Genomic DNA, 23935 nt, shown 5'->3' on the forward strand with positions numbered 1-23935 from the left:
GAGGCGGGAATCAAACCCGGACAAAGATCGCGATGACGAAAAACTACAAACCGGAAGCCACCTCCTCAGCCAGTTCATCGAGAACGGCAAATACGCCATCGAGATCGTCGCGATAGAAGGCCGTGTAGCTAGGCATAAAGACGCAACGCCCGTTGCCGTGGAGTTCAAGCCCTCTAATGTGATCGCGATGCTCCAACCAATACCTCCCCATCGACTTCGGATTCAGCCCACCTGCTAGCCCCGACTTGGTCGCGACATAGCCCTCTTCATCTCGACCCGTGTGAAAAGGGCTGATCAAGTGGGCGAGGCAATGATCGAGGAACAGCAGCACGTTATCGCCGTTGACCGCAGGACTAAAGCAGAAGCCAAAGACGTATTCGTTCATCGACCTGGAGATGCCACCGTCATCCTCAGCCCCGCTTTCATCGTAACAACCACATCCGACGCCTAAGCCATTCGGGGGCAGCTCATTGCTGAGCTGATAGATCACGAACGATGCGACGGAAGAGCGTGCAGCGGCGATTCGACGGGCAATCGCTGTATCGCCGTGCTCAGATTCGGGGTCACGAGAAGCCTGTTCATGAAGATGCGCAAAGGCCTGGCCCAGGATCGCATCCACAGGCACGTCATACGCTTCAGCGATGAAGTTTCGTCCAGCGTCTATGTAGGCGCGTTTGAAGTGCGCGAAAATTTGCTGCGACAGCCTCCTCATCCCCATCAGTGCCAACTGACTGACCGACCCGGACGTTTGAGCAGACCTGTCCTGGTGAACGATTAGCGCCGTGTGCAGGTTGTACAACTGACCACCGCGATCCGCCGAGCACTGCAACCTGAATAACATGAGATCATTCCAGCCCAGCACCCCGCGGTCTGTGCTGGCAAGCCTCTCCAGCAGGCTTTTACCAACGAAAGCCTGCTCGCCAAAGATGCGCCACGCGATCTCTATGACGTTTTCCGAACTGTTTGTCCGTCGCCGGCCAGCCGTACGCCCCCAGCCTGCGCGATCCAGCAGCCGAAGTAACGAGTAGATTGACCTCGGCCGCAGACCCCGATCATCGTTGTCAAACGACGAGTAGCATGGCAAGCACTCAACGAGCGTTTCAATGGCGTCTCCGGCCGTCGCGCTAGTGAAGTTGTAGGCTTGATTGACCAGCACTCGCCAGAACTGGTCGTGTGCATTCTCTGTTCGCTCTAACAAAAAATCCGCTTCCACTAGTATCGAAGCGATGGATTGCCCCTTGCGCGCTCGATCAACGGCTGTTTGGTAGAGAACATAGGTCTCTTGCGGCTCCGGCGTCGTGAAGCGCACAATGAGCTTCAGATAGCTTTCCAAGTTTCTTGTGTTGGCACTGTTGAAGCACGCCCGAGACCGAAGGATTGACTCTTCAATGTTGCGCCCATCGCCCAGCTCCAAGATTTCAACATCAAACAACTGTTCCAGCAAGAACCTGGCAGAACCGTGGTGCTCTTCCTTGACTTTTGCAAAGCCCTCAGTGTTCTTGAATTCTGGTTCGTCGTAATTCCGCTGAACTGAGTAAGTACCAGTTCGCCCCTCCGTCTCCTCGGCGTATATGCGCCTGAACAACCCGGGATAGTGCAGATGCAGAAGCATCAGGTGAATGAGGTCGCGCTTATTGAAATCAGTCCGCCCAATATTGGTCTTCTCGATCTGCATCAGAAGGATGGCATTGATGAAACGCTTAACCTTTCGTAGATCGCCGATCAATGGTAGGTACTTAGCAGCAGCCTCGCCGCGCAGAATTTCCGCAAGCTCATTCAGAACGGCTCCGAGCTTCACCATCGTGTCAGATGGCACGGACTCGAACTGACTCTCCTTGCTCTCCCAATCGCGCCGCAAGAAGTTGCGGATGCTGGAGCTGTCTACGAACAAGCTCAATTTGACTGTTACAAACTTCTCAAGGAACTCACGCGCTCTGAATCCTTCCTCCTTGCCGCCGGCCAGTACCTCAGTGTCATAGCAAAGGACGTAGGTCGCTTGCGACAGCTTGAATGTGCGTCGAGTTGCGAACAGGACGTTGTTGACGGTCTTCGCGTCCAAACGATCTAAGTCGTCGATGACAACAATCACTCGTCGACCAATGCGGCGAAGGACCTCATCAATGTCGTCGAGCAGCTCATCGACGGTTTCCTGCGACGGCTCCAGTGAAAGCTTGAAGCCCAGGAACGAAATGTCTGCCCTTCCCTTGATGAGTCGAGAGTATCGGGAGGCCGCTGGACGAAACTCCGGTGCAAACACCTTGTTCTGAATCGCAGCAGACAGCTCGCGAATCAAGCGATCGGCAAGATCCGGCTCCGACGCATATCGCAAGGGCTCAAATCGACAAACGATCACCTTGTCGGCAGCTCGATCCCAGTAGCGCTCGGCAAGATTGATAAAGCTGGTCTTACCCACACCCCAAGGGCCATCGACACCGAATACCAATCCAGAGTTTGCACCGCTTGCGAGGACTGTCTCTGCGAACGACTTTGCTTGGGTCTCATTCGAAAGCAGATCGTCGTTCTCGCGTCCGATCTCTTCGTCTCCAAGGAAACGGAGTTGCGAAGGAGTCTGTCGCCTCCTCGGCCAATGCCGCTGGACGAGCGGGGAGAGAAGCACAGTGCAGAACAGCAGAAGAGCAACTGGCGCCCAATACGGGTTCGACGCTTTCAATGCTCCGTGGAACTTGGAAAGCCAAGGCGCGGCCAACTCGTTTGACCAAGCCCCCAAGCATATTGCGATGAGTAGGTCGAGACGAAGGCTTCGACCCATTTGTACGGCAGAAATATGCGCGCCACGATTGAAGGCGTAGGCCACACAGACCGCTAATCCGACAAGAACCGGAGCAGCCCTTGCCCAAAGGGGAAAGTCGGCTATCGTGGGGGCAAGCGCAGTTCCCAGGTAGTAGGTTGCCCTGCAGACCTCTGCGGCAACCAAGCCAACAACGAACATCTTGGCAAAGACCAGGAGTTCGGGCATCTTCATCGTATGCTTAGTAGCCTCCATTCACCATTCCTCCGTGTGAAGCGTGAGCGCCGTATTGCATGTGGCGGCCTACGGGGCGTGCTGGCATATCTCATGCGTCCCGCGCGCCCGGAGATTATCTGCGGGACGACGCTGGCACGGATCTACCCGGTGACGTGACCTGCAGCGCAAAGACGCCCGTCAGAGTGCCTTCGAACGTCTTGCGCCAGATATTGGGTTTCGTGCACCGGGATTCGGGAACACAACTCAACGCCGCATACCGTTCTTCCCAATCTGACCTGAAGACTCAGCCAGTGCCAAACCGGGCATGACAGAAAGACTGGTGCCACCTCATGGTATCCCCTCCTATACCAGCACCCACGCACCCCTCACTCCCGGCCCGCCGGTACATGATCCCGGCCGGGAACGGAATCCGGACATTTCCTTTGCCCTCAGTCAATCCGAACCGAAATGCTCTGGCTTGCGCACTTAGCATGGTCGTGGTCAACAAGCCCGCGATCAATACATAAAAAGAGCGCCTACTCCCCAATCTTTTGTAGCTATCGGCAAGTCAGACCACATTCACGCAGCCGGATTGCAAGAGTCGTGGGCGACACGTCGAACAGGTTATTCAATGAATCGAACTGCCTCCCACGGAATCGCAATGCTGTCGCGACAACTCGTTCGAACGCCAGCGAGTCGTATGAAGAATTCATCAGTGACATGAAATTGGAACCCAGCAGTTCGTATGCAACGTTGTCAGTAAGCGCCAATTGCTCCACACCAAAGGCAGCGATAAATGCTCGACGCAGGTGCTTGCGGGGAACAAGAAAGCAGCCAGCAAAAATATTAGCCTCAATCTCGACCCGCTCTGTACGAACGCCTGGTTCGTTCAACCCCTTAAGCGGCAACTCCCGGTGCATATGAAGATTCGGATGAAGCCGCAAGTGTCCGACCTCGTGTGCAAGTGTGAAGCGCTGCGTCCTAGGAATTTGTTGGTCTGAAACACCAATGAATCTAGCTGGTCGATTGATAAAGCCGCCGAGCTGAAAGCCTGGGCGCGTTCCGGGACTGGTCACATAACCTTCTTGAACAGTAAAACCCAAATGCTCTGCCGCAATCCACGGATCGCAAACGTCCAAATGCAAAACATTCTGACCAGGCCAGTATTTGCACTGTTGATCCCACAGCTCAGTCTGTAGCTGGCGGGCATCATCTTCGATGCCGCTGGCGTTTATGGGAGTGATGGCGAGCATAGGCAGGAAATATACAGATATTCCGGCTTCTACGCTATAGGTAGTGGTTCATCGGCATCTCACCCCCTATATTTAGTGGTGAGCGACTAGATTTTGCCTCACCCCATCCCTCCCGCTGCATCGATACATGGCTTTGGTCGGGAACGAGACCCGGGATTCACCCCATCCCTTATTCAAGATCGAACGCCGACAACCTCCAGTTGTAGTCCAGCCGGCTCGCATGCCTCGGATGCCCCGTAGCGGTCAGTTCACCCAGCCGGAACCACTTGGGGTTGTATTTCGCCAGCCGCTCGATCAGTTGGTCCCGCGCCTTCAAGAAATAGCCGTGGTACGTAACCGATTGCCCCCACGTCGCCCAGATGTGCGGCTCCGGCACCTGCGCCACCACGTCCTCGATGGCCTGGAGGTTCCGCTCGAACGCTACCTTGCTGACCGTGACCGGCAGTTTCCGGTAATCCGTCGCGCGCACCGGGTACAAGTTCAGCATCACAAAGCCGCCGTAGCCGTGCAGCGCCGCCACCTTGCGCACCCGCGCGACTGTCGGATCGGCTCTCTCCTGCGTTGCCGTCGATGGATTCAGGCCTATGACGAGAAGCGGTCGCTCACCGCTTTGGCCGAGCGTGTAGCGCCATGTGTCGCCCTCGTCCGAGTGGTAGATGTCGAACATCGCATCAACCCTGGCCCTGCAACTGTTTGGCTCGCTCGGCAGTCAGTTTGGACTTGCAACTCAGAATCTCCAGTTGCATTGCCTGCCCGCCAGCAATATCGCCATTCGTGTCCTGCTCGATCCTGGATTCCGAACACTCTTCGTCGCGGCGTTTGATCCACGCCCGCTGCTCATCGCGGAGGGCGACCTTCTGCGCGTCAGTCATGGTCGCCCGAGCGGCTTGATAGGCGTCGTTGAGCGCCTTGTCAGCCATCTGATACTCGACCTGGGCGACTTCCCTGGGGTCAGAGATGTCCTCCTTTGCCGCTGGCTCAGGGGCTGGGACAGCCGCAGCCCGGGCCGCCTGCCCCCTGCTCTCCATGGCCTGCGTGTAGAAGACGCTGCCCAGCCCACCGACGAGGCCGGCAAATGTCGAATAGCCACGCGCCTCAACCCGGATCGTCTTGCGGTCATCAGACTGACTAACCCGGTATTCCACATGACCAGAAAGCGTCCTGTCTTGCATCTGAACACCACTGCCCTCCTTCGCCACCAACGTGCGGAACATGGTGAGGTCGTATTTGAGCGTTTCCGGCACCGTCGTCGTCATCGACGCTTGGCAACTGACTTGCCGCACTTCCTTGCTGGTTTCGGTGGTCGTGATACCCGATAGCTGAATCGAAAGATTCTTTCGGGTGATATCCATTAGCTGCGCGGCGTTGTCCGCACCAACCGTCGAGGAGAACTGCTTCTCCACGTCCTGCCAGATGAGCTGACTCAACACCTTCTGCGCGTCCTCAGCAGAACAGCTAGGGCCCGATGCGGAGTCGGCACAGCCCGCCAGCACCACAAGGACACTAACTCCACCCAACCACATACACCTCGACATTCCATTCTCCTCTTGATGAGACGAGAAAATTTTATGTCACGATTAGTGCGTCAACAATCAGTGCGTGGCCTATTAATGCTCAGACAGTCAAAGTGCCGATGTGAGCAAACAGACACTTCGGCAACGATTCGGGGTACGCATCCGTCAACTGCGGGAAGAAGCCGGCTATTCGCAGGAAGCGTTTGCTGATGCCTGCGGTTATGCACGGTCTTACATGAGTCGCATCGAGCGAGGGCTTGGAAATCCCTCACTGGATGCCATCGAAGTTCTGGCTAACGCGCTACAGGTTGAAGTGGCTGAGCTATTCCCAATCACCGGCAGTAGATAGCGGCGACCGGTCAGTAGCCAAGCTGTGCAAGGCAATGATCACAGAGGAAACGGGATAAGGCGGGAAAAAGAGGGAAAACGCGGGATTTTCTCAATGAAATCAGGGCTCTAAGCCCTGCCTAGGTCCACTCCGATGGACACGTTAGCGGCATCGATCTGGCCGAGCGCGGCGGCGGTTTCAGAGCGAACCTGTCCAGGGCGGTTCGGCTCCACTCGTGGCGGCCACTGAGGCAGCTCAATCCCCCTCTGTACGGCGCGCTGGAAGGCCGCGAAGTCCGCAGCTCCCTCAGCCGACCGACATGCCAGCAGGCCGCCCACCCGGAAGAGCTGAACATGTCCGCTTTGGACACCTTCCGTCCCACTGATCGGCTGCTGAAACATGTCCGTAAATCCCCCTTCAAGCCGGCTTTTCGCCGCTGTGGATAACCGGCGCAGTTGCCGCTCCGGATTCCGCCCCGAAGAGGTCATTTTGCGACCGTTTCCGCCATTCCACCAGGCAGCGTCGATAAATCTGGTGCACCCGGACATAGCTGATGCCGAACTCGCGGGCCAGCTCGTGCGCGTTGCCGCGCTCCATGCGGCGGAAGATCTCCCAATCACGCTTTGACAGCCGGAACGACTGATCGCCCACGATGTAGATGTTCTGGCCCTTCCAGTGCTCGGCCAGCCAGTCGGCGAGGTGGTTGCCAACGTCGATGGCCTGCTCTTCCGCGACGCCATGCTTCTTCATCAGCTGGACGGCGGCCTGCTCCGCGACATCCGCGAGCAGCTCGTGCCGGCGCGCCTCGGCTGGCGTGTCAGTGAGGTTCATTTCCGCACTCCTTTCCTGTCCTGCTCGACGCCGAGCGCCTGGGTGATCTTGTAGAGGTCGCGCGGCGTGCACCATTCGAAGAACTTCGGTGCCTGGTCGCCGAGCATCTGCTTCGCAATGCCGTCCGCGTACGTGTCCGGCAGCTTGCCCAGGCTGATGAGCTGGGCCCGGATGCGGCGCACCATAGGCGCGGCAGCAGGTGACGGCGTAGGGCGCGAGGGGCGACGCGTCGTCTGCACTGGCTTGGAGACGCCCGTACGCGCCAGTTGCCCCTGCAGATGAGCGATGTACTTCGCACGCTGTGCCATGTTCATGTCGCCGCTGCTGTAGACGCCAGTGACCTGGTGCTTCACGGTCTCGGCGTCTTCGCCCAGCAGGCCCAGCTGGCGTTGCATGGCGTGGATGCGCTTCAGATCTGCGGCGCGTGCGTGATCAGCCATGCTGCTCCTCCTCAGCAACTTCGAAAAGCGCATGAAAGCGCGCCGGTGCATAGACGTGAGGGCTCAGGGTGTTGCCCTCGTTAAAAACGATCCACGAGCCCGGCAGCAGCGCCTGGAAGCCTCTGTCCATGCTGTGCACGCCCCAGCGTTCATCGCCCGCGCGCGTGCGCAGGGGATCGCGCACCTCGACTTCGGATGCGTCACCAGGCTGATGCCACTGCACTGCCATGAACTCTTGAGGACGCGAGCGGACTTTGAGCATCAGTTCACCAGCGAAGTGAAGAGACTGCGCTGCCGCTGCGCGTCGGCCTCGCTGCGAAAGCAACTCGGACAGAGGTGCGCGTTGGGCCCGGTTTGATGAGCGTGCGCTGCACACAGAGGCGTGTCGCAGGTGCCGCTGGGACGACGGCCGTCAACGCCATCGCACAAGTAGCCGCCCGGAGCCAGGCATCGCTCTTCCGCGCCGCTGATCACTACGAAAGCGCAGCACGGTTCAGGGAGCTTGCTGCCCCTCATGTGCACGATTCCGAATTTGAGACGGTAGAACGGCATTACTGATCGCATCCTTTGCCGACAGCGCCACGGTCATCACGGCCACCGAAATCACGCCAGTGCACCCAGCCTTGAGGGCAGTAGAAGCCCCACTCCCGAATTCGAGGCCCACGGATGAAGAGCGTCCAGCATGAAATAGGCGTGTCGTTGTATGGCTGGCTGGACACGAAATCGGCAATGGTCAGCAGCTCCACCCGATGCGGCGACTTCCACCAGCGAAAGACGATGTCGCCGCAGTAGCGCGCGAAGACGCCATGCGGCGTGTGCTCGCGGTACTCACCCGACAGCAACACCGAGATGTTGAAAAGCCAAGGATGGTCGTGCAAGGCACGGTCGTCGTCGGAGCGGAGAAACTCGTGAACAAAGATGTTCAGCAGCGGGTTGCTGGGCAGCAGCCGGTGGCGCTTCAGATACGGTCGCTCTTTGCCGCCGATCACCAGGTCTGGTTGTCGGTTGCTGGCCCACTTGAACAGGGCATTCCAAAGCCACTTCATGACGCTGCCTCCTGCTTCGCCCGGAGAACATTCACCAGGTTCCGGTAGCTGTTCTCACCCGGCTTGCCTTCAGCCGTAGCAATCCCCTCGATGGCCTGGGCGCACGCCTCGACATAGCGAACGTCATGCATCAGCGCGAAGCGCGTCGGCGAAGCGCGATAGCGGGCGTTGATGGTGCGTTGCGTTGCCTGCGGCACCAGTCGCCAGTGGCGGGAGCACATGAAGCGGCCCGTGTCCACCACGGCCTTGCATTCGACGGCGTCACACGGGCGACTCATGTGCTGGCTCCCCACTCAGTCCAGCCGTTGTCCTTGGCCCAAGACATCAGCGGCGTTGCATAGCCGTCGCGCACGCTGACGACACGAAAGCCAACAGCGGGATTGGCGTAGTACCCGATGTCGTGAGCGGCATTCATGATGATCGCTGTGCCCGTTGCGTCGGCCACGTCAAACGAGCACACGTCTTTCCATGCGCCGGCAGTGTTCACTTGCAGCTTGGCGGGCTTCTTCATGACGCGGCTCCTCCCAAAAGAAGTGGGCCAAGCCACCAGTTCCACAAACCGACCAGGCTGGTGATGGCGAAGAACACCTGCTGCCAGAACAGGCCGCGCAGCAGGTTGTGAGCTGCGAACAGCAGCCAGGCGACGTTGCTCACCAGGAAGCAGCCGAAGCCCAACGCGGGCGGGATCTGCATTGCCAGCAGCGCCGCTCCCAGGATGCCGAACACAGCACCGATCCACTGAAGAGAAGGCACGCGGTGTTGCTTCACTTCGTTCTCCAGATGCGGAAGTTCTGACCATCGACGGCGCGGCGAAGGAAAGTCAGGAACGTGAATTCATCGTCTTTCACGACGGAGTCGACGGTGCGGCGCACCGACAGCGGCAGCAGGTACGAGTCACCCACGGTCATCTTCATGAGAAGGCCGGAGATCTGCTCCCGAATGGCCGATGCCATGCAATTGCTAGGCAAGGGGACGTCTGACTCGAGTCGCACCTTCGAAAGATCGACAGCGGCGTTGCCAGCGCTGCCACCGCGATATGGACGACGCGGCTGGGCGACTGCCCGGCGGTCCATCTGTTCATGCTGGGCAAGCACGGGATGTCGGGCCTTCAGAACCGAGACGTGAATTTCCTCGGGTCCTTTCCTATAGAAGAACTCGCCGTCATCGCCTCGCTCGCGGATGAGCGCATTGCGGACAACGGCGTGACCGAGTTGCGTGTGAACGCCGCGCGCATCGACACCGAACTTCAACGCGATGTCTTCGACGCCCAGCTCCTCATCGGGATTGGCGGCAAAGAATTCCATGACCTTGAACGGCAGCGAGTCGTGGCGTGGCGCGTACGGCATCGGTGGTTTCTCCGAAGAAGAAAGGCCCCCACCGGCCGGGGCCGGCAGGGGAAAGACCAGGCGGGCCGGAGCCGCAACCTGATCAAGGAGGGATTCGTTCATGTTCATTGACCTCTCGTTGAAGCCCTCTTGTGAAAGGGCTTTAACGAGAGCCGGGCCACCCCGTTCTCTCGGCGTGTGCCCGACGCCCTAAAGGAAAAATCCACGTCGTCACACGCTGCGGCGGTTTTCGGCTCTTCCAAAACCGGGGCACTCACCGCTAATCCCCGCTGGCCGAACGCATCCCAGACCGGCCAGCCATGCGTTGCTCAAATGTCTGTAGGCCCGATCTGGATGCGCTGCTGGCCCTCGTTGCTCTCGGGTGCCCGCTTTTCGGCCTGCTGTGCCCGCCACTGCGTCAAAGACTTCGGGCAGCGGCTGCACACGCCGGTGCCGTCGTGTCGGTTCACTCCGAGCCAGCTGCAGCCGCCTGGGCATGCCTGGCTGTCGGTGCAGCTGCAGCTGATGCAGGTGGCCGTGCTCATACAGCTGCCACGTCCAGCGATATCGGGAAGTAGTGGCCCGAGGTGTCATCGCGCTTGTAGAAGCGGATGTAGGGCTTCGTGCTGGCAACGCGCATGCTGTCGCCGATGGCTTCCATCGCGCGCTGCCAGCGCTCGTCGGTGATCTGCAGGCTGCGCAGGCGAAGCACGCGGCCGGTGTTGATCTGGCCCTGCTTGTCCACCTGGAAGGCATCGTTGATCAGCACCTTGATGTTGTCGTTGCTTCCCTTGCTCCAGGTCTTCACGCATTCGTCGATCAACGCCTTCGCCGCCTGCAGGCGCTCGTCGAACGTGATGGTGTCCTGCATCTGGCGCACGATGCGGTACCGGCCATCGAAGGTGTGCAGCGTCACGTTGCCTTTGCTGCCGCCGGCCTTGGCGTCGTACTCGGCCAGGCTGCGCTCGATGAACTCGTTGACGTGGTTCATCGCAGTGGTCTTGAACGCCATCAGATCTGCGCTGACTTGCTCGGCCATGTCGCAGAGCTGGCGCACGACGCTGTCGCGGTCCTTGTCCACGGGCTTGACCTTGCTGGTCGGAATCAGAGCGCCCTTGGCGTCTTCCATGTAGCCCGAGGGAACGGTCTTCTTTTCATTCATGTGATTTCTCCGGTAAAAGCTTTTCAGCGACTGAGGCCGACTTGTTGGTAGAGGTCGATGGCGAATGCGCCACGCATGCGGCACACCTGATCAACGGTGGATTGAGAGCGTTCGAGGAGGAAGCGGCAGGTGTCTTCCAGCTCCTTCGCGTTCGCGGCCATGTAGTAGCCGCTGCCGGGGTGCGCGCAGATGTGGTGTCCGTCGTTGCGCAGATCTGTGATCAGCTCGCGCACCTTGCGCTCGTGCGCCTCGGTCACCAGCACAGTGTTGAGGATTCGCCCAACCAGGTCGCGCATGTGCACGCCGTTCTCACGGCCGACATGGCGCTGCAGGGCTTCCAGGACGTGGTCCTTGCGGATGTCAACTTTGCTCGTGTCGATCATGGGAGACCTTTCAGTGAAGCGGTGACGAAGGCGTGCCATCGCGGCTGGCCGCGCGATTTGCGGCCTCGACGATCAACACGAGGGAAGCCTTGACCAGGTTCTCCGACGCCGCCTGCGCGAAAACAATGTCGAGAGCGGCGTTGGCGTACACACTCAGGAGTGCGTTCAGCACGATGTCTGGGTGTGACTCAGGGTTGACGCGATTGCACGCATCGATCAGTTCCGAGATGAGCGCTTCGATCTGCAGTGCGCGATCCTGAAGCTCTTTGGGCAGGCCCACGCGGGCCTCTTCGAACGATGGCTTGTTCAGCATGTCGAACCTTTCTGAATGGGTTCGCCGCGCTTGATGGCGTCGAGCTGTTCCCGGATATGCGGCGGCACGCCGAGCTTTCGCTCGACGACTTCGGTGACTTGCCGGGGCGGCGTGGCCGCACCTGTCTCTCGCCGGTTGCGTCGCTGCTCTTCCATCGCAGCCTCTTCGGCTGCCTCGGCCCTGTCGGCGGTACCGACCAACACCGTGTAGAGGTAGGCATGCGAGTCCAGGGGCAGCGTCAGCTTCCCGGCCGCAGCCTTCTCCAGCATCGTCTCGAAACCAGCGCGCCAGCTGTCACGCGGCGTCGGCCAGTCACGGCCGCGATGCGTGATGGCTTCGCGCTGCATGTCGGGCACGAGCTGCGCCACCAGCTTCGCCATGCGATCCGGGCTCAGCCGGTTCTTGGCCGGCCGGAACAGCGCGACGTAGCGCATCACGAGCGCGCCGAGCGGCAGGCTGAGCTGCAGCAGATCGAACGTGGCCCGCCGCAGCGCCTCGTTGGCCATCGCCACATCGAGGTTCATCTCCGCGCCGCAGGAAGGGCATTGCAGGTGGCTCATGCCGCCATCCTTTCCGGCCGCTGGACGATGCCTGGCAGCACCAGGCAGTCGTCTGTGACGGAGAACGTCGGAACGCGCTCGCCGCGATGCGACTCGGGTGCGCGTTGCAGCACGAAACCGCCATTCACAAGCGCTTGAAGCATGCGTTCCACCTCTTCCAGGGTGAACGTCGGTGCCCAGAGCAGCGTGAGGCGGCGTGCGGTCCACCAGTCAGGCTGGTGAAGCATCGAGAGCCATAGCATGCGGTGGTCTTGAGCGATGGCGTTGCCCCGGTTCATTGCCCACCTCCGCACATGGTCGAGCCGACCAGCATCCCCTGCAGGTGGGCGGATTCGAGCGCGGCGTCCCACCGGGCGAACCACACCATCCCCAGCACCGTGTTGACGGCCAGCACCAACACGATGGCAAGCGCGATGAGCCAGGGCCGTGCGCGTGCCAGCAGCGAATGACCGCCCAGGTAGACCACGGGCGCAGGAGCCCACGCCGGCTTCTTGACGAGACGAACAGTCATGACGCGTCCCTCCGGTTCGGGCAGGTCTTGCACGCTTGGAAGAGGCGACTGCGCAGCGCGTTGGTGAACACCAGAGGGCGCTGCTGGTTGTCCAGGCAGTCGCGCTTGCTCAACTCTCCCAGTACCGGGCAGCGCACCGTCTCGGCCATGAACTGACCGCGAATGCGGTCTGCCATCGTTGCGACGTTACCGAGGTAACGATCCTTGAGCAGGTTGTTCACAACCGCTGCGCTGACGCCAAGCTCCTCGGCCGCGCGCGTCTGCGTGCCCAGGCGCCTCACAGCAGCTTCGAGCGCCGCCTTCACTTCGGCCGGCAGGGCGACCGGCACCTTCGGGTTATTCGTCGATGCCATCGCACACCTCCTGCGCTGTCTGAAGTTCGGCGAACGTGCCCGTGTTACGGTCGAACACGCACTTACGGCGCGTGATGGCGGGCGCATGAGGGCCGGTGTTGCGTGCCAGCTTGTAGCGACCCGGAACGCCCGGCTTTGACGGCCTGGTCAGCGCGAGATACCCGGCGCGTGCCAGAGCAAGGACATAGCCTTTTGCTGTCTCGGGCTTGATCACCATCGGGGCAATCGACGCGTTGCGCACGATGTCCAGATAGTCGAAATCACGCAGAACCTTCATGGCGCGCCACATGGCTGTCGTCGCGAGGCCTTGAGTCACTTCCTGACCATGCTTGTCCAAGCGCGGAGCAACAATGGCGCGGTGGACCAGGAGGAGCTTGAGTGGCTTGCCGTAGGTCTTCGGGCCACTCGGCTGGCCGCCGACGCGCTGGAGATAGCCAGCCATCTCCAGCACGCGCGCGTAGTCTTGCAGCATCGTCCAAGACACCATCGGAAAGACGGTGTCCTGCAGCTCCAGCTTGGTGAAGGGCTTTCCCTTCGGCCATGCGAGGATCGCTGCCCAGATCCGCTCACGCGGCGTCTGCAACGACCGCATCTCAACTTCAATGGGCTTGCGCGGCATTGCCACCTCCCATTTCCTGCAGCTCACGCCGTTCCTCAAAGAGTTCGCGAGTCAGCTGTGCCATCACCAGATCACCGAGCCGGAACGTGCCGACAAATGCCTTCGGACTGAAGAGAAGTACTTCGCCGGTGTTCACGTCGAGGTGGACCGCGACGTTCAGCTTGCGTCCGAGCGCTTCGCCCCGGATCGTGCAGAGCTGCACGCGTCCGGACGGCGAGACTTCGACGTGTGCCGTGGGGTAGACGAGCAGGTCTTGCTTGCCGTGCAGCGTCGTGATCATCGACGTGCCCCCTTGGCGACCATTGCCACCGTGACCTTGTCCGTGCCCGCGCGCTTGGCGGCTTCCTTCAGGCGTTCCACCTCCGTGGTGATGCGGCGAGCAACACCGCCGGTGGCCGCGATCAGCGCCTGATTCACCTCGGCATCCCACTGCAGCTGGGGTGCGTAGTGCTTCGCCAGCAACTCGGCGTCTTCGGCGTCGCAGGGCATCGCCCTGACCCAAGTGAGCACACGGTCGTGAAAGCGCTCGTGGCGTGAGAGCAGCTTCTGCTGCAGGCGCTCTTCGCCGATCATGAAGATCGGTGTTGCGCACTGGTCGTGGATCGCGCGGATGTAGTCGATGCACGCCTTCTCGGCGATGTGGTCAACCTCGTCGATCACAAGGGGCCGGTCACCGGTCTGCATGAGGCGCTCGCAAGTCGCTTCGAACATCTGGGCGACGGACCATGAGGTCTTGAAGCGCACATCCAGCTCGGCGAGGATGAGCTGCGCCATCGTCTTCGTGGTGTCGAACATGCGCATCTGCACGAAGTAGGCATTGGCCCCGAGGGGATGGGCGAGGTACATTGCCGCTTGCGTCTTGCCGAGGCCGGGCGGGCCGGAGAGCACCGCCATGCGCGGCATCTGGGACGTTGCAGACTGGATCTGCTTCATCGCCGTCAATGCGAGCGCCACATTGGTGATCTTCGCCACCCCCATGCCCGCAATTTGCTGATCGAAAACCTTTGCCATAAACTACCTTTCGTTGATTACCTGATCGACACCCGCCCGCCTGTTGCGTTGCTGCGCCCAGGCGGGCACTTTTTTTCAACCTGCTTCCGCGAGCGGGTCCGCTCCTCCCTGCATCGCATCCCACGCATCGAACTCGTTGCTGCCTTCGTAGTGGCGCAGCCACTCCACGTCGCGCTGGCCGAGCTGCTCGCCGGCCTGATGGCGAGCGCTTAGGCGAACCCAGGCGCTGTAGCGCTGACGCGGGGTATCCAGTCGGTGCACAGGCGCGGCTTCGGCCTGCTCGGCGAAGGCGGCGCGCGCGGCTTCGCGCTTCGTGAGGGTTGCGCTGTCGTCGGTCGATGCGAGGAAGCTCTGCACGGCCGGCGTGACTTCTTCGACCACACGAGGCGCGATGCGCGTGACGTTGCTCGCCTGGTCAACCGCGGCGTCCTGCCGTTCGGAATAGATCGCGGCAACAGCCTTGTCGGCGAGCCCGGCGCGGCCGGCCTTGCGCATGGCATTGACCTGCGGCGTGATCGTGGTGCGCTCGATGTGGCGCGCCTTAGCGGCCAGCTCGGCGCGGCCGATGCCAAGGCGCGTGTGATCGACGGCCTGGCAGATGTAGGTGCCGTCCACCGCGAAGACGTGAAGCGTGCCCAGATCTGCCTCGTCCTGGCGGCAGTACACCTGCTCGCCCATGACGGCCGCAAGCTCAGGTGCTGCGAACCAGGCATTGCCCAGGCTGATGCCGCGCTTGAGGACCGTGCGGCTGCCGTTGCCGGCCACGGACATCATGAACAGGTCCAACGCGCGCTCGGGCACCTGCACCGTGTGCGTGGTGTTGCGTGCGGCCATCTCGTCAGGACTGCAACCCAGCTCGCTGTGAACGCGGCCGTGGTACTCGTCCAGCCATCCGTTGATCACGCCTTGCAGCTGCTCGGGTGTCATGCGCAGCTCGACCGCGCCGTCGCCGAACCGCTGGGCGAAGCTCTTGGCTGATTCGATGGCCTTGCGCTGCGTGATATCGCGGCCGACGAAGCCCTGCAGCATCGGGAACAAGTCATGCAGCAGCGTGCCGAGGAAACGCTCAATAAAGGGCTTTTGATCCGGGCTGAAAGGCGTGCAGAGGGCGTGCTCGATCTTGAGAGCCTGCAGGCCGAAATCGAAGTCGATGGCGGTGTAGTCCTTGCCGTTGTCGGTCTTCACGCGCTGCGGCTTGCCCCATGCCAGCATGGCCCGGCGCGTGACGGCCTTGACCGCGTTTGCGCTGCTGGTGCGGGACACCAGCACCTGGGCCCGGCGGGTGAACACGTCGATCACAGCCACCAGGGCGTGCCTGCGGATCTCGCCGGTTTCACCGTCATGCAGGCCGAAGGCAATCTCCGTGCGCTGCTGGGCGTCGGCGATGGTCGAGTCGAGCTGCCATTCCTGGTTGACGTGCAGGATGTGCTCGCTGCGCGAGCCGAATGCCGGCATGTACTTGTTGCGCCAGCCGTCCGGGTTCTTCAGCTTGAGCAGCGCGACCTTGTTGCCTGACCTGTATTCCTGCATCCAGGCGCGCAGCGTGCGCTCGGCCGGCACCAGGTGTGCTTTGTCGATCTTCCCCAACTCTACTGTCATCACCCGACCCATCTGCCGGGCAGTAGGTTCCAGCATCTCGGACATGACTGCCACGAACACATCGTGCAAATCCTTGTCCTGGGACAGCAGGCCCTGCCCCTTGTCTTTGCGTGGCTTGCGTTCCAACAGCGCTTCCACGCCATTGATGCGCCATGCGCGGAACCACTTGTCGAGGGTCTTTGCTGGGAGTTGGGGATATGCGGCCAGCGTGCCGGCCAGCGCCTCGATTTCGCCGCGCGCCCACAGCGCGCAGAACTCGGTGATGGCAGGCCAGACAGCGCCGCCGCGTGCGCGGTGATAGGACTCGAAGCGCTGGAACAGATCGAGGCGCGGGTTCTGCGCCGGGTCGAAGCCGCCGGAGCGCTCCAGCTGCTGCCCATAGCGGGCCATCGCGCTTGCGCAGGCCTGCGTCTGTTCAGCCTGGCTGGCCGCTGCGCCTGCCTCTATGGCGGCGGCAATCGGCTTCATCCTCGCGACAGCTTGCGCGGCCAGTGCCTGCTGCACGCCCTGCGGCAGCTCGGTACTCAGGTACTCGAGACCACCGCCACGGCCGGAGCGGGTGCGGCTGGTGATAGAGGAACGCTGGAGAAACTCCCGGCAGCGGGGAACGCTGGTGGGCATGCCAGGCAGGCCGGTGAGCTGGGGAACGGTAAGCCACGTCATGCGCGCGCTCCCGTCTGGATCTTGCCGCTCCGCGTGACCCGGACATTGCGGGTCTGGCGCTTTGCGCGCTCACGGGATGTCAGGTATCGGCTGGGCCAGATATTCTTGGCCTCTTCACCCAGCGCCTTGGCGACGATCTGCTCAGCAGCCCACCAATGAGTTGTAAGAACACGTTGGAAATGTGAATACCCGTTACTCAGGGCGAGCTGGCGGAGCGACAGCCCTTTCTTTTCCAGAGCAGCCTTCACGTCGGCTGGATGCCAATCGTGTGAGACCATACCTTTTTGTGTGTCCATAGCCATGATTATGAACACATAAATGTGTGGCTGCAAGCTACGGATAAACACTTATATGTGAATTGCTTGCGCTTTTCTACCTTTTTGTGGCTGGAAACCTTTCTCCTGATTGACGGGGTATTGCGCGACCGATCTAATTGTGTTCATGGACACACAAAAACGAGGCAGTACCGCACATGAAGATGTGCAGGCGAGTACTGCCATCGCCACTGATGACAATCAGAAGGCAGCGCGCTATGCGGCTGACTTCTCCGACCGCGTGCGTACGCTGCGAGGTGCCATCAGTCGGCAGGACTTCGCGCTGAAGCTGGGCATCCACGCCAACACGGTGGGCAAATTCGAGCGCGGTGAAACGATGCCTGATGCGTGGCTGATTCACCGCATGTGCCTGCTCGGCAAGCGGACGGCGCAGTGGTTGATCACCGGTCAGCCAGCCGCCACTGACATGCCGGACAAGAGCCTCCACGCCGTGGAGTCATCCGAGTTCGTCTGGGTGCCGTTATTCGACATACAGGCGGCAGCTGGTGACGGCGCATTCAATGACCTGGAGAGAGTGACCGCGATGCGGCCGTTCGACATCGGGTTTATTCGCGGCGAACTGGGCATTCCGCACAACGAGATAGCGATGTGTCAGATCATCGGGAACAGTGCTTCACCGCGCCTGAATTCCAGAGACAGCGTGTTGCTTGATCGGCGAGATCGGGAAGTGCACACCGAAGGCATGCATATCGTTCGGCTGGACGGCGCGCTACTGGCGAAGCGCCTGCAGCGCATGCCCGGCCGGAAGCTTTTGGTCAGCAGTACAAACGAGGAGTACTCGCCGTTCGAGATCTCGGGCTCCGATGATCACGACCGCGACTTTGCAGTCATCGGCCGCGTGCGCTGGGGCGGCGTCATTTTTCAGTGAGGGAACTATGAAGCTGGTATTTGCGTTTGCTCTCGCCGCTGTTTCTTTCGCGGCCACAGCTACTACTGAGCAGGATGCGCGTGGCGCTTTGCAGAAAGCCTGCCCCGGTCTCGCGACCTATGCATCCGACCTGACCGTTTCAAGTGCCGCCAAGCAGCCGGCCAGCCTGACCGATCAACGCGAGAAGGGCTGGCGCGATGTCTACTCTTTCAAGGTGCGTGTAAACCCCGCTGCGTCAGGACGTCTCTTGACGGAATATCGTGCTCAAGGTCAGACGTGCACGTTCGACGTTGAGGCCAGCAAGGTCGCCACCGTCGCGGTGGCGAAATCAGCGTGTCTGTCGGTCTGCCGGGACAAGCAGTTCACCGCCGGTATGTCCGGTTATCTCGGTACAGACGGCACGGAGTTCGTGAGCAAGTAAGGCATTTCCAACGGGGGGAAAATGAGCAAACCACCATCGAAGCCGCCAGCATCGCAGCCGGTCAAAGGTCCGCAGCCGCGCAGAGGCACGGGAATGGACGGCGCATATGTGCCAAGCATTCCAAGCAAAGGCGGGCGTGAAACTGGCGCGACCGACGTGCGCAACCAGCCCACCGTCTCCTTCACTCGGCCACCGCCGGCGCCTCCGAAAAAATGAGCGATCCGGACGAAGCCCCGCCACAAGCGCTGGGCGACTCGATGCCACCGAAGCAATGGGAGATCGTCTGGAAGTGCATGGTGTCCGCGCTCTACCATCAGAAGCGCGAGCGCTTTCTCGATGGCATGGACCGTTTCGCGAAGTTCGTAGGCATCGTGGCCGGCGCTGCAGTTTTCGCCAAGCTGACCGAGCACCCGTTGTTGGGTGCATGGTTCGCTGGTATCTTCACGATCATCACCGCAGCGTCGCTGGCCTATGATCCGGCGTCGAAGGCGCGTCGGCACGCTGAGCTGGCTCGCGACTTCAAGCGCCTCCAGTCGGAGGTTGTCAGAAAAGGTGAGCTGTCGGCAAGGGATCTCCGGCACTACGAAGCAGAGACTCTCATCCTGGAGTCTGGTGAGCCTGCGGCCTTGAGCGCGCTGGTTACGCATTGCCACAATGAGCTGACGACGGCTCTCGGGCAGGATGTACAACCGCTGCCTTTGTGGCAATGGTTGTCCATGCACTTCATCGACTTCGATCAATCTCGCAAGCCGGCTCCTCAGTAAAGCTCTTTACTAGTCCCCCTCGCGCGTGCGCGGCATCCTGCCCTGCATGCGTGAAGACATTCTTCTCTCCCCACATTTCCACCTCTCGGAACTGACTTTTTCCGAGAAGGCCGCGCGCTTGGGCATCCGCAACGAGCCCAATGGCGCCCAGCTCGAAAACCTGCGTCGCCTGGCGCAGGTGCTGGAGGTCGTGCGCTCGAACCTGGTCGGCAACCCGATCCTGGTCTCCAGCGGCTTCCGCAATCCGCAGACGAACGCTGCCGTCGGCGGAGCGCGCTTCAGCGCTCACCTCGATGGCCGTGCGGCCGACTTCATCTGCCCTGGCTTCGGCTCACCCAAGGCGATCTGCCAGCAGCTCGTTACGAACGGCGTGGTGTTCGACCAGCTGATCTACGAAGGCACATGGGTGCACATCGGAATTCCGGTTCTCGGTGAGCGGCCGCGCCAGCAAGTCCTGACTGCGATCTTCGAGCGCGGCAAGGAAACCACCTATCTCAAAGGCATCTGCTGAGGAGCACTCTATGGCAGTAGGACGTTCTGGTTTGATCGCTGCAGCGCTTGCTGCGGGGTGTGCATCAGCGCTCGGCGGTGGATTCAACATGTCGGTGCTGGACAAAGCCGCACCACCGCAAGTGGTGCAGGTCATCCCGGCGAGGAAGCGACGCGTTGGTCCGTCTGACCCCTGGACGCAGAGCACGTATCGACGTGCGGGCTACGGCTGGACAAACGCCCACGCGAAGCGCGTAGCGAAGAAAAAGCGCAACCGGGCGCGGCATCGCGCCGCATCGAAGGGCTGAGATGCACGCGTTCACGCCCGGACCCTTCCCGCTCATCTTCTGGATCTCGGCCATCGTGCTCGGGCTTGCCTGTCTGAGCGCGGTCATCTGCGCTCGCTTCTTCGGCGGGCCTGGCGCGCTCGGCGTCATGTTCCTGAGCATTGCGATTGCTGTGATTGCAGCCGTCGTGTCCATCGTTTCAGGAGGTGCCTGGTGGTTCCTCGTCTGATCCCCGAATGGCGCAAGGCCTGGCGCTTCAGCAGCGTTCGCGCAGCTGCGCTGCTGGCCGTGCTGTCGATGGCGCAAGCAGAGCTGCTGCCGTACCTGCAGCCGCTGCTGCCCGCGAAGGTGTGGCCGTGGGTCACTGCCGGCGTCGCGCTGCTCATCATCGTCCTGCGCGTCATCGCGCAGCCGAAGCTCGAAGAAGAGCGCCGGAGGGAGCAATGACTGCCGCCCGCCTGCTCTTGATCGCAGCTGCTGCAGCTGGGATTGCTTTCGGTGGCTATCGCTTCGGCGTACGCACCGAGGGCAATGCCTGGCGCGCGCAGCAGCTGGAGGTTGAGCGCCTCGCCAATCAGGCGCGCGTGCGCAACGAAAAGACTGCGGCCGACGCTCGTGTCAACGCCGCCCAGGAAAAAGCCGATCAGGAGCAACGCTATGCGGATCTCAATGACCGTTTTAAGAAACTGCGCGGCAAGGTGCCGCTCGTGGTGGCGAAACCTTCGAAGCCCGCTGACCCGAAGCCCACTGACGACGCCGACGCATCGCAGGGGCGCGTCATCGTATTTGTCGATCCTGATCCTTCTCTCAGCAACGCTGCTGTTTGGATGTGGAACAGCGCGCTTGCAGGCCGTGCAGACGTGCCCCCTGGTGCCTGCGGAGCTGATGGAGGAGGCGGAGAGCCCGACCCTTCTTGCGCCGAAGGCTCCGGCCTCACCCTCGGAGACGCCTGGGACAACCACGCCGTCAACGCCCAGATCTGCGCCCGCAACGCAGCCCGCCTCACGCGGCTCATTGGCTACCTGAAGAAGGTCAGCCCCCAATAACAAAAGGACAACATGGAATTCGACTATCGCGCGGCCGGCTTTTGGTTTGGCGTGCTCCAGTGGGTAACGCAAGGCCTTGTCGTGGTGTGGGTGTACCTGCGCACAAAAGACAAGGACAACCAGAAAGCTGTTGAAGCGCTGCAGACCACTCTATCGGCCTTCATCAAGGCTGCTGGCGAGGCCAATGAGGCGCAGAACGTTCGCTTGACCACCCTCGAAGAGAAGGTGACGCACATGCCAACCGACGAAGAAATCGCGCACCTCACCGGCGATGTCAGCACCGTCAAGGCTCAAGTGAATGGCATCGCGGCGCTACTCACACGAGTTGAACACCAAACACAACTGATTCACCAGCATTTGCTGAACCGAGCCAAATGAGCTTTCTAACCGCAGTCACCGAAGACCGCCGCCTCTCGCTGCTGCTCGTGCTGTGCGAGACGCCTGGCTACACCGCCAACGCGTTCCTGCTGCGCGACGCCATCGATCAGATCTATGGGCACAGCGCCAGTATTGACCAAGTGCGCACTGATATCGCCTGGCTGGCCGAGCAGGGGCTGGTGACGTCGCGCACAACCGGCGATGTCGTGCTTGCCTGCGCAACGCCGCGCGGAGTTGACGTGGCGGGCGGCCGTGCTCATGTGCCTGGCGTCAAGCGCCCGCTGCCTTGAAGGGGCTTTCAAATGCCCAGCAAAAGCACTTTCAAGCGCAAGCCTTCCCGCCCCAGCTCCATCACGCAGCTCGATCCGCGTGTCAAGGAAGCGGTGGATGAGGCCGTGCGTGATGGCCGGCTCACCATCGACCAGATTGTTCGCCTCATCGAAGAGCAAGGTGCGGAAGCTTCCCGCTCGGCCGTCGGGCGCTACGTCAAGAATGCGCGCGAGCGCATGGAGGATTACCGCCAGGCGCAGCAGATCGCCACCGTGTGGGTGAACAAGCTGGGCAAGGAACCCGAGGGCGACATCGGCCGCATGCTGCTGGAGATGCTGCGGGTCGTGGCCTTCAAGTCCATCGGCGACATGGAAGCCGCCAGCCCGGAAGACCTGATGTTCCTGGGGAAGGCGCTCAAAGACATTGCCGGAGCCGACAAGCTCGTGGTGGACCGCGAGGTCGTGGTGCGCAAGCTCATCGCGGCCGAGGCGGTGAAGGTCGCTGCAGAAGTCGCCACGACCGCGAAGAAGGCCGGCCTCTCCGATGACACCATCGACCTGATCAAGAAGCGCATCCTGGGCGTTGCTGACGCCAAGCCGAAGGGAGCCGCGTGAGCGAGATCATCACGCCCGAAATTCGGCAGCTCGGCGAGGGCATCAAGTACCCGTTCGAGAAGCGCAAGCCTATCGTCGATGACGATGGCAATGTCTTGCTGCCCTACCAGCAGCGCTGGATCGGTGACACCTCCAAGGTCAAGGTGGTCGAGAAGAGTCGCCGCATTGGGTTGTCGTGGGCCGAGGCCTGCGACTCCGTGCTTTGTGCGGCCGCAACCAACGGCATGGATGTCTGGTACATCGGCTACGTCAAGGACATGGCTATCGAGTTCATTCTCGACTGCGCGCAGTGGGCAGAACATTTCCAGAGCGTGGCCGAAGCCATCGAGATCTCGGAGGACGTATTCCTGGAAGGCGAAGAGAAGAAGAGCGTCTTCGCATTCAGCATCAAGTTCGCCAGCGGCAACCGCATCACCGCGCTCAGCTCGAAGCCCCGCAACCTGCGCGGCAAGCAAGGCCGTGTGATCCTGGACGAGGCTGCGTTCCATGAGCAGCAGGCCGAGATCCTGAAGGCCGCGATGGCGCTGCTGATCTGGGGCGGAGATCTGCGCATCATCAGCACGCACGACGGCGACGACAACCCATTCAACCAGCTCATCAAGGATGTACGCGCTGGGCGCTTCCCCTACAGCGTCCACCGCTTCACGTTCGATGAGGCGCTTTATGAAGGACTTTATCGCCGGATCTGCATGCGCACCGGCGACGAGTGGACCGAAGCAGGCCAAGTGAAGTGGGCGTCGGAGATCCGCGCGTTCTATGGCGATGACGCCGAGGAAGAGCTGGACTGCGTGCCGAAGCACGGCAGCGGCGCATTCCTCACCCGCGAGCTGATCGAGCGCTGCATGCGAAAAGGCTGGCCGGTGCTGCGCGATGCGCGCAAACCCGAGTTCACATTCCAGCCGGACCGCACGCGCCAGCTGACCATCCTGGACTGGTGTGAAGAACACTTGAAGCCCGAGCTGGACGCGCTGTCACGCTTCGACAACGTCACCAGCTTCCTCGGCGGTGACTTCGCGCGGATCGGCGACCTGACGTGCTTCGCGCCGCTGATCCAGTTCCGCGACCTGAAGCGCCGCGTGCCCTTCATCGTCGAACTGCGCGGCATGCCCTTTGCGCAGCAGCTGCAGATCCTCTGGTACGTTATCGACCGCCTACCGCGCTTCGTGGGCGCTGCGCTCGATGCTCGCGGCCTCGGCATGCAGATGGCCGAGCAGACCGCGCAGAAGTACGGTCAGACCCGCATTCTGATGATCCAGGCCACGCAGCCCTGGTATCTGGAAAACCTGCCGCCCTACAAGGCCGCATTCGAAGACGAACTGATCGCGCTGCCGATGGATGCCGATGTCCTTGCCGACCATCGCACGCCGCGCGTAATCAAGGGCATCCCGCAGATTCCCGAGCTGCGCACGGTCGATGCTGAGAAGAAGAAGCGCCACGGCGACACCTTCATTGCCGGCGCACTCGCCTGGCACGCAAGTCGAAGCCTCGAAGGCACATCCATCTATGAATACGAATCGGCGCTCAACGCTGATGCGGGCTGGCTCGATGGCGACGAAGAAGACGGCTTCGGTGCCGGCGCATTTTGAC

37 protein-coding genes are annotated in these 23935 nt (G+C 61.2%); 13 read left to right on the top strand and 24 right to left on the bottom strand.

Annotated features, from left to right (window positions below; all coding sequences use genetic code 11):
- Window positions 1-43: 43 nt before the first annotated feature.
- The 4 genes from ACO2Q9_RS02645 to ACO2Q9_RS02660 form a co-directional block, all read right to left on the bottom strand.
- Window positions 44-2983, bottom strand: a complete 2940-nt coding sequence (locus tag ACO2Q9_RS02645; protein WP_423308022.1) for a KAP family NTPase — start codon at window positions 2981-2983, stop codon at window positions 44-46.
- 539 nt (window positions 2984-3522) lie between these two features.
- On the bottom strand, window positions 3523-4218 hold the full coding sequence (locus ACO2Q9_RS02650; RefSeq protein ID WP_423308023.1) for an ImmA/IrrE family metallo-endopeptidase: 696 nt from the start codon (window positions 4216-4218) through the stop codon (window positions 3523-3525).
- Window positions 4219-4387: 169 nt separating this feature from the next.
- On the bottom strand, window positions 4388-4885 hold the full coding sequence (locus ACO2Q9_RS02655; RefSeq protein WP_423308024.1) for a DUF1643 domain-containing protein: 498 nt from the start codon (window positions 4883-4885) through the stop codon (window positions 4388-4390).
- A gap of 4 nt (window positions 4886-4889) precedes the next feature.
- Entirely contained in the window at window positions 4890-5645 is a 756-nt protein-coding gene (locus ACO2Q9_RS02660; RefSeq protein WP_423308025.1) for a lysozyme inhibitor LprI family protein, read from the bottom strand.
- Between the two features lie 208 nt (window positions 5646-5853).
- Between ACO2Q9_RS02660 and ACO2Q9_RS02665 the strand changes: the two genes are divergently transcribed.
- On the top strand, window positions 5854-6081 hold the full coding sequence (locus ACO2Q9_RS02665) for a helix-turn-helix domain-containing protein (RefSeq protein WP_423308027.1): 228 nt from the start codon (window positions 5854-5856) through the stop codon (window positions 6079-6081).
- Between the two features lie 396 nt (window positions 6082-6477).
- On the opposite strand, the gene ACO2Q9_RS02670 is transcribed toward ACO2Q9_RS02665, so the two are convergent.
- The 20 genes from ACO2Q9_RS02670 to ACO2Q9_RS02765 all read right to left on the bottom strand — a co-directional run bounded on the left by ACO2Q9_RS02670 (window position 6478) and on the right by ACO2Q9_RS02765 (window position 17172).
- A complete protein-coding gene (locus tag ACO2Q9_RS02670) occupies window positions 6478-6891 on the bottom strand; it encodes a Mor transcription activator family protein (RefSeq protein ID WP_423308029.1) in 414 nt (137 codons plus the stop codon).
- A complete protein-coding gene (locus ACO2Q9_RS02675; RefSeq protein ID WP_423308031.1) occupies window positions 6888-7331 on the bottom strand; it encodes a phage protein GemA/Gp16 family protein in 444 nt (147 codons plus the stop codon). Before ACO2Q9_RS02675 ends, ACO2Q9_RS02670 begins: the two co-directional genes overlap by 4 nt.
- Window positions 7324-7593, bottom strand: coding sequence for a hypothetical protein (locus tag ACO2Q9_RS02680; RefSeq protein WP_423308033.1), 270 nt, complete (start codon window positions 7591-7593; stop codon window positions 7324-7326). Before ACO2Q9_RS02680 ends, ACO2Q9_RS02675 begins: the two co-directional genes overlap by 8 nt.
- A gap of 289 nt (window positions 7594-7882) precedes the next feature.
- Entirely contained in the window at window positions 7883-8377 is a 495-nt protein-coding gene (locus ACO2Q9_RS02685) for a hypothetical protein (RefSeq protein ID WP_423308035.1), read from the bottom strand.
- Window positions 8374-8655 carry a hypothetical protein gene (locus ACO2Q9_RS02690; RefSeq protein WP_423308037.1) on the bottom strand — a complete coding sequence of 94 codons (282 nt, stop codon included), beginning with the start codon at window positions 8653-8655 and terminating at the stop codon, window positions 8374-8376. The genes ACO2Q9_RS02685 and ACO2Q9_RS02690 overlap by 4 nt, the downstream gene beginning before the upstream one ends.
- Window positions 8652-8888 carry a hypothetical protein gene (locus ACO2Q9_RS02695; RefSeq protein ID WP_423308039.1) on the bottom strand — a complete coding sequence of 79 codons (237 nt, stop codon included), beginning with the start codon at window positions 8886-8888 and terminating at the stop codon, window positions 8652-8654. The genes ACO2Q9_RS02690 and ACO2Q9_RS02695 overlap by 4 nt, the downstream gene beginning before the upstream one ends.
- Complete coding sequence (locus ACO2Q9_RS02700) at window positions 8885-9145, bottom strand: hypothetical protein (RefSeq protein WP_423308041.1); 261 nt, start codon at window positions 9143-9145, stop codon at window positions 8885-8887. The genes ACO2Q9_RS02695 and ACO2Q9_RS02700 overlap by 4 nt, the downstream gene beginning before the upstream one ends.
- The gene (locus tag ACO2Q9_RS02705) at window positions 9142-9825 is read right to left on the bottom strand and encodes a hypothetical protein (RefSeq protein ID WP_423308043.1); all 684 of its coding nucleotides are present in this window, start codon (window positions 9823-9825) and stop codon (window positions 9142-9144) included. The genes ACO2Q9_RS02700 and ACO2Q9_RS02705 overlap by 4 nt, the downstream gene beginning before the upstream one ends.
- Before the next feature lie 418 nt (window positions 9826-10243).
- Window positions 10244-10864, bottom strand: a complete 621-nt coding sequence (locus ACO2Q9_RS02710; RefSeq protein ID WP_423308045.1) for a DUF3164 family protein — start codon at window positions 10862-10864, stop codon at window positions 10244-10246.
- Between the two features lie 23 nt (window positions 10865-10887).
- Window positions 10888-11247: a hypothetical protein gene (locus tag ACO2Q9_RS02715; protein ID WP_423308047.1), complete on the bottom strand. Its 360-nt coding sequence runs from the start codon at window positions 11245-11247 to the stop codon at window positions 10888-10890.
- Between the two features lie 10 nt (window positions 11248-11257).
- Window positions 11258-11560 (bottom strand): hypothetical protein, encoded by a 303-nt coding sequence (locus ACO2Q9_RS02720; RefSeq protein WP_423308049.1) that lies wholly within the window; start codon window positions 11558-11560, stop codon window positions 11258-11260.
- Window positions 11554-12120 (bottom strand): hypothetical protein, encoded by a 567-nt coding sequence (locus ACO2Q9_RS02725; RefSeq protein WP_423308051.1) that lies wholly within the window; start codon window positions 12118-12120, stop codon window positions 11554-11556. Before ACO2Q9_RS02725 ends, ACO2Q9_RS02720 begins: the two co-directional genes overlap by 7 nt.
- On the bottom strand, window positions 12117-12398 hold the full coding sequence (locus tag ACO2Q9_RS02730) for a hypothetical protein (RefSeq protein WP_423308053.1): 282 nt from the start codon (window positions 12396-12398) through the stop codon (window positions 12117-12119). The genes ACO2Q9_RS02725 and ACO2Q9_RS02730 overlap by 4 nt, the downstream gene beginning before the upstream one ends.
- Window positions 12395-12631, bottom strand: coding sequence for a hypothetical protein (locus ACO2Q9_RS02735; protein ID WP_423308055.1), 237 nt, complete (start codon window positions 12629-12631; stop codon window positions 12395-12397). Before ACO2Q9_RS02735 ends, ACO2Q9_RS02730 begins: the two co-directional genes overlap by 4 nt.
- Window positions 12628-12984 (bottom strand): hypothetical protein, encoded by a 357-nt coding sequence (locus tag ACO2Q9_RS02740; RefSeq protein ID WP_423308057.1) that lies wholly within the window; start codon window positions 12982-12984, stop codon window positions 12628-12630. The genes ACO2Q9_RS02735 and ACO2Q9_RS02740 overlap by 4 nt, the downstream gene beginning before the upstream one ends.
- The gene (locus tag ACO2Q9_RS02745; RefSeq protein WP_423308059.1) at window positions 12968-13603 is read right to left on the bottom strand and encodes a hypothetical protein; all 636 of its coding nucleotides are present in this window, start codon (window positions 13601-13603) and stop codon (window positions 12968-12970) included. The genes ACO2Q9_RS02740 and ACO2Q9_RS02745 overlap by 17 nt, the downstream gene beginning before the upstream one ends.
- Window positions 13584-13883, bottom strand: a complete 300-nt coding sequence (locus tag ACO2Q9_RS02750) for a hypothetical protein (protein WP_423308061.1) — start codon at window positions 13881-13883, stop codon at window positions 13584-13586. The genes ACO2Q9_RS02745 and ACO2Q9_RS02750 overlap by 20 nt, the downstream gene beginning before the upstream one ends.
- Entirely contained in the window at window positions 13880-14614 is a 735-nt protein-coding gene (locus ACO2Q9_RS02755; protein WP_423308063.1) for an AAA family ATPase, read from the bottom strand. The genes ACO2Q9_RS02750 and ACO2Q9_RS02755 overlap by 4 nt, the downstream gene beginning before the upstream one ends.
- Window positions 14615-14689: 75 nt before the next feature.
- Window positions 14690-16876, bottom strand: a complete 2187-nt coding sequence (locus tag ACO2Q9_RS02760; protein WP_423308065.1) for a DDE-type integrase/transposase/recombinase — start codon at window positions 16874-16876, stop codon at window positions 14690-14692.
- Complete coding sequence (locus tag ACO2Q9_RS02765) at window positions 16873-17172, bottom strand: helix-turn-helix domain-containing protein (RefSeq protein ID WP_423308067.1); 300 nt, start codon at window positions 17170-17172, stop codon at window positions 16873-16875. Before ACO2Q9_RS02765 ends, ACO2Q9_RS02760 begins: the two co-directional genes overlap by 4 nt.
- 145 nt (window positions 17173-17317) lie before the next feature.
- On the opposite strand from ACO2Q9_RS02765, the gene ACO2Q9_RS02770 reads away from it, so the two are divergent.
- From ACO2Q9_RS02770 to ACO2Q9_RS02825, 12 genes are all read left to right on the top strand, one after another.
- Complete coding sequence (locus ACO2Q9_RS02770; protein WP_423308069.1) at window positions 17318-18079, top strand: XRE family transcriptional regulator; 762 nt, start codon at window positions 17318-17320, stop codon at window positions 18077-18079.
- A 7-nt stretch (window positions 18080-18086) separates the two neighbouring features.
- Window positions 18087-18500: a hypothetical protein gene (locus ACO2Q9_RS02775; RefSeq protein WP_423308071.1), complete on the top strand. Its 414-nt coding sequence runs from the start codon at window positions 18087-18089 to the stop codon at window positions 18498-18500.
- 212 nt (window positions 18501-18712) lie between these two features.
- Window positions 18713-19264 (top strand): hypothetical protein, encoded by a 552-nt coding sequence (locus ACO2Q9_RS02780; protein ID WP_423308073.1) that lies wholly within the window; start codon window positions 18713-18715, stop codon window positions 19262-19264.
- Window positions 19265-19310: 46 nt separating this feature from the next.
- On the top strand, window positions 19311-19775 hold the full coding sequence (locus ACO2Q9_RS02785; protein WP_423308075.1) for a D-Ala-D-Ala carboxypeptidase family metallohydrolase: 465 nt from the start codon (window positions 19311-19313) through the stop codon (window positions 19773-19775).
- Between the two features lie 10 nt (window positions 19776-19785).
- The gene (locus ACO2Q9_RS02790) at window positions 19786-20061 is read left to right on the top strand and encodes a hypothetical protein (RefSeq protein WP_423308077.1); all 276 of its coding nucleotides are present in this window, start codon (window positions 19786-19788) and stop codon (window positions 20059-20061) included.
- Between the two features lies 1 nt (window position 20062).
- The gene (locus tag ACO2Q9_RS02795) at window positions 20063-20269 is read left to right on the top strand and encodes a hypothetical protein (RefSeq protein WP_423308081.1); all 207 of its coding nucleotides are present in this window, start codon (window positions 20063-20065) and stop codon (window positions 20267-20269) included.
- On the top strand, window positions 20254-20487 hold the full coding sequence (locus ACO2Q9_RS02800) for a hypothetical protein (protein WP_423308083.1): 234 nt from the start codon (window positions 20254-20256) through the stop codon (window positions 20485-20487). Before ACO2Q9_RS02795 ends, ACO2Q9_RS02800 begins: the two co-directional genes overlap by 16 nt.
- Window positions 20484-21086 (top strand): hypothetical protein, encoded by a 603-nt coding sequence (locus ACO2Q9_RS02805; protein ID WP_423308085.1) that lies wholly within the window; start codon window positions 20484-20486, stop codon window positions 21084-21086. The genes ACO2Q9_RS02800 and ACO2Q9_RS02805 overlap by 4 nt, the downstream gene beginning before the upstream one ends.
- A 12-nt stretch (window positions 21087-21098) precedes the next feature.
- A complete protein-coding gene (locus tag ACO2Q9_RS02810) occupies window positions 21099-21464 on the top strand; it encodes a DUF2730 family protein (protein ID WP_423308087.1) in 366 nt (121 codons plus the stop codon).
- Window positions 21461-21754 (top strand): ArsR family transcriptional regulator, encoded by a 294-nt coding sequence (locus ACO2Q9_RS02815; RefSeq protein ID WP_423308089.1) that lies wholly within the window; start codon window positions 21461-21463, stop codon window positions 21752-21754. The genes ACO2Q9_RS02810 and ACO2Q9_RS02815 overlap by 4 nt, the downstream gene beginning before the upstream one ends.
- Window positions 21755-21766: 12 nt before the next feature.
- Complete coding sequence (locus ACO2Q9_RS02820; protein ID WP_423308091.1) at window positions 21767-22348, top strand: phage protein Gp27 family protein; 582 nt, start codon at window positions 21767-21769, stop codon at window positions 22346-22348.
- Window positions 22345-23934: a terminase large subunit domain-containing protein gene (locus tag ACO2Q9_RS02825; RefSeq protein ID WP_423308093.1), complete on the top strand. Its 1590-nt coding sequence runs from the start codon at window positions 22345-22347 to the stop codon at window positions 23932-23934. The genes ACO2Q9_RS02820 and ACO2Q9_RS02825 overlap by 4 nt, the downstream gene beginning before the upstream one ends.
- The last annotated feature ends 1 nt before the right edge of the window (window position 23935 follow it).

This window comes from Variovorax sp. VNK109, assembly GCF_049445855.1.
In the GTDB taxonomy this organism is placed as follows: Bacteria; Pseudomonadota; Gammaproteobacteria; order Burkholderiales; family Burkholderiaceae_C; genus JAGOCV01.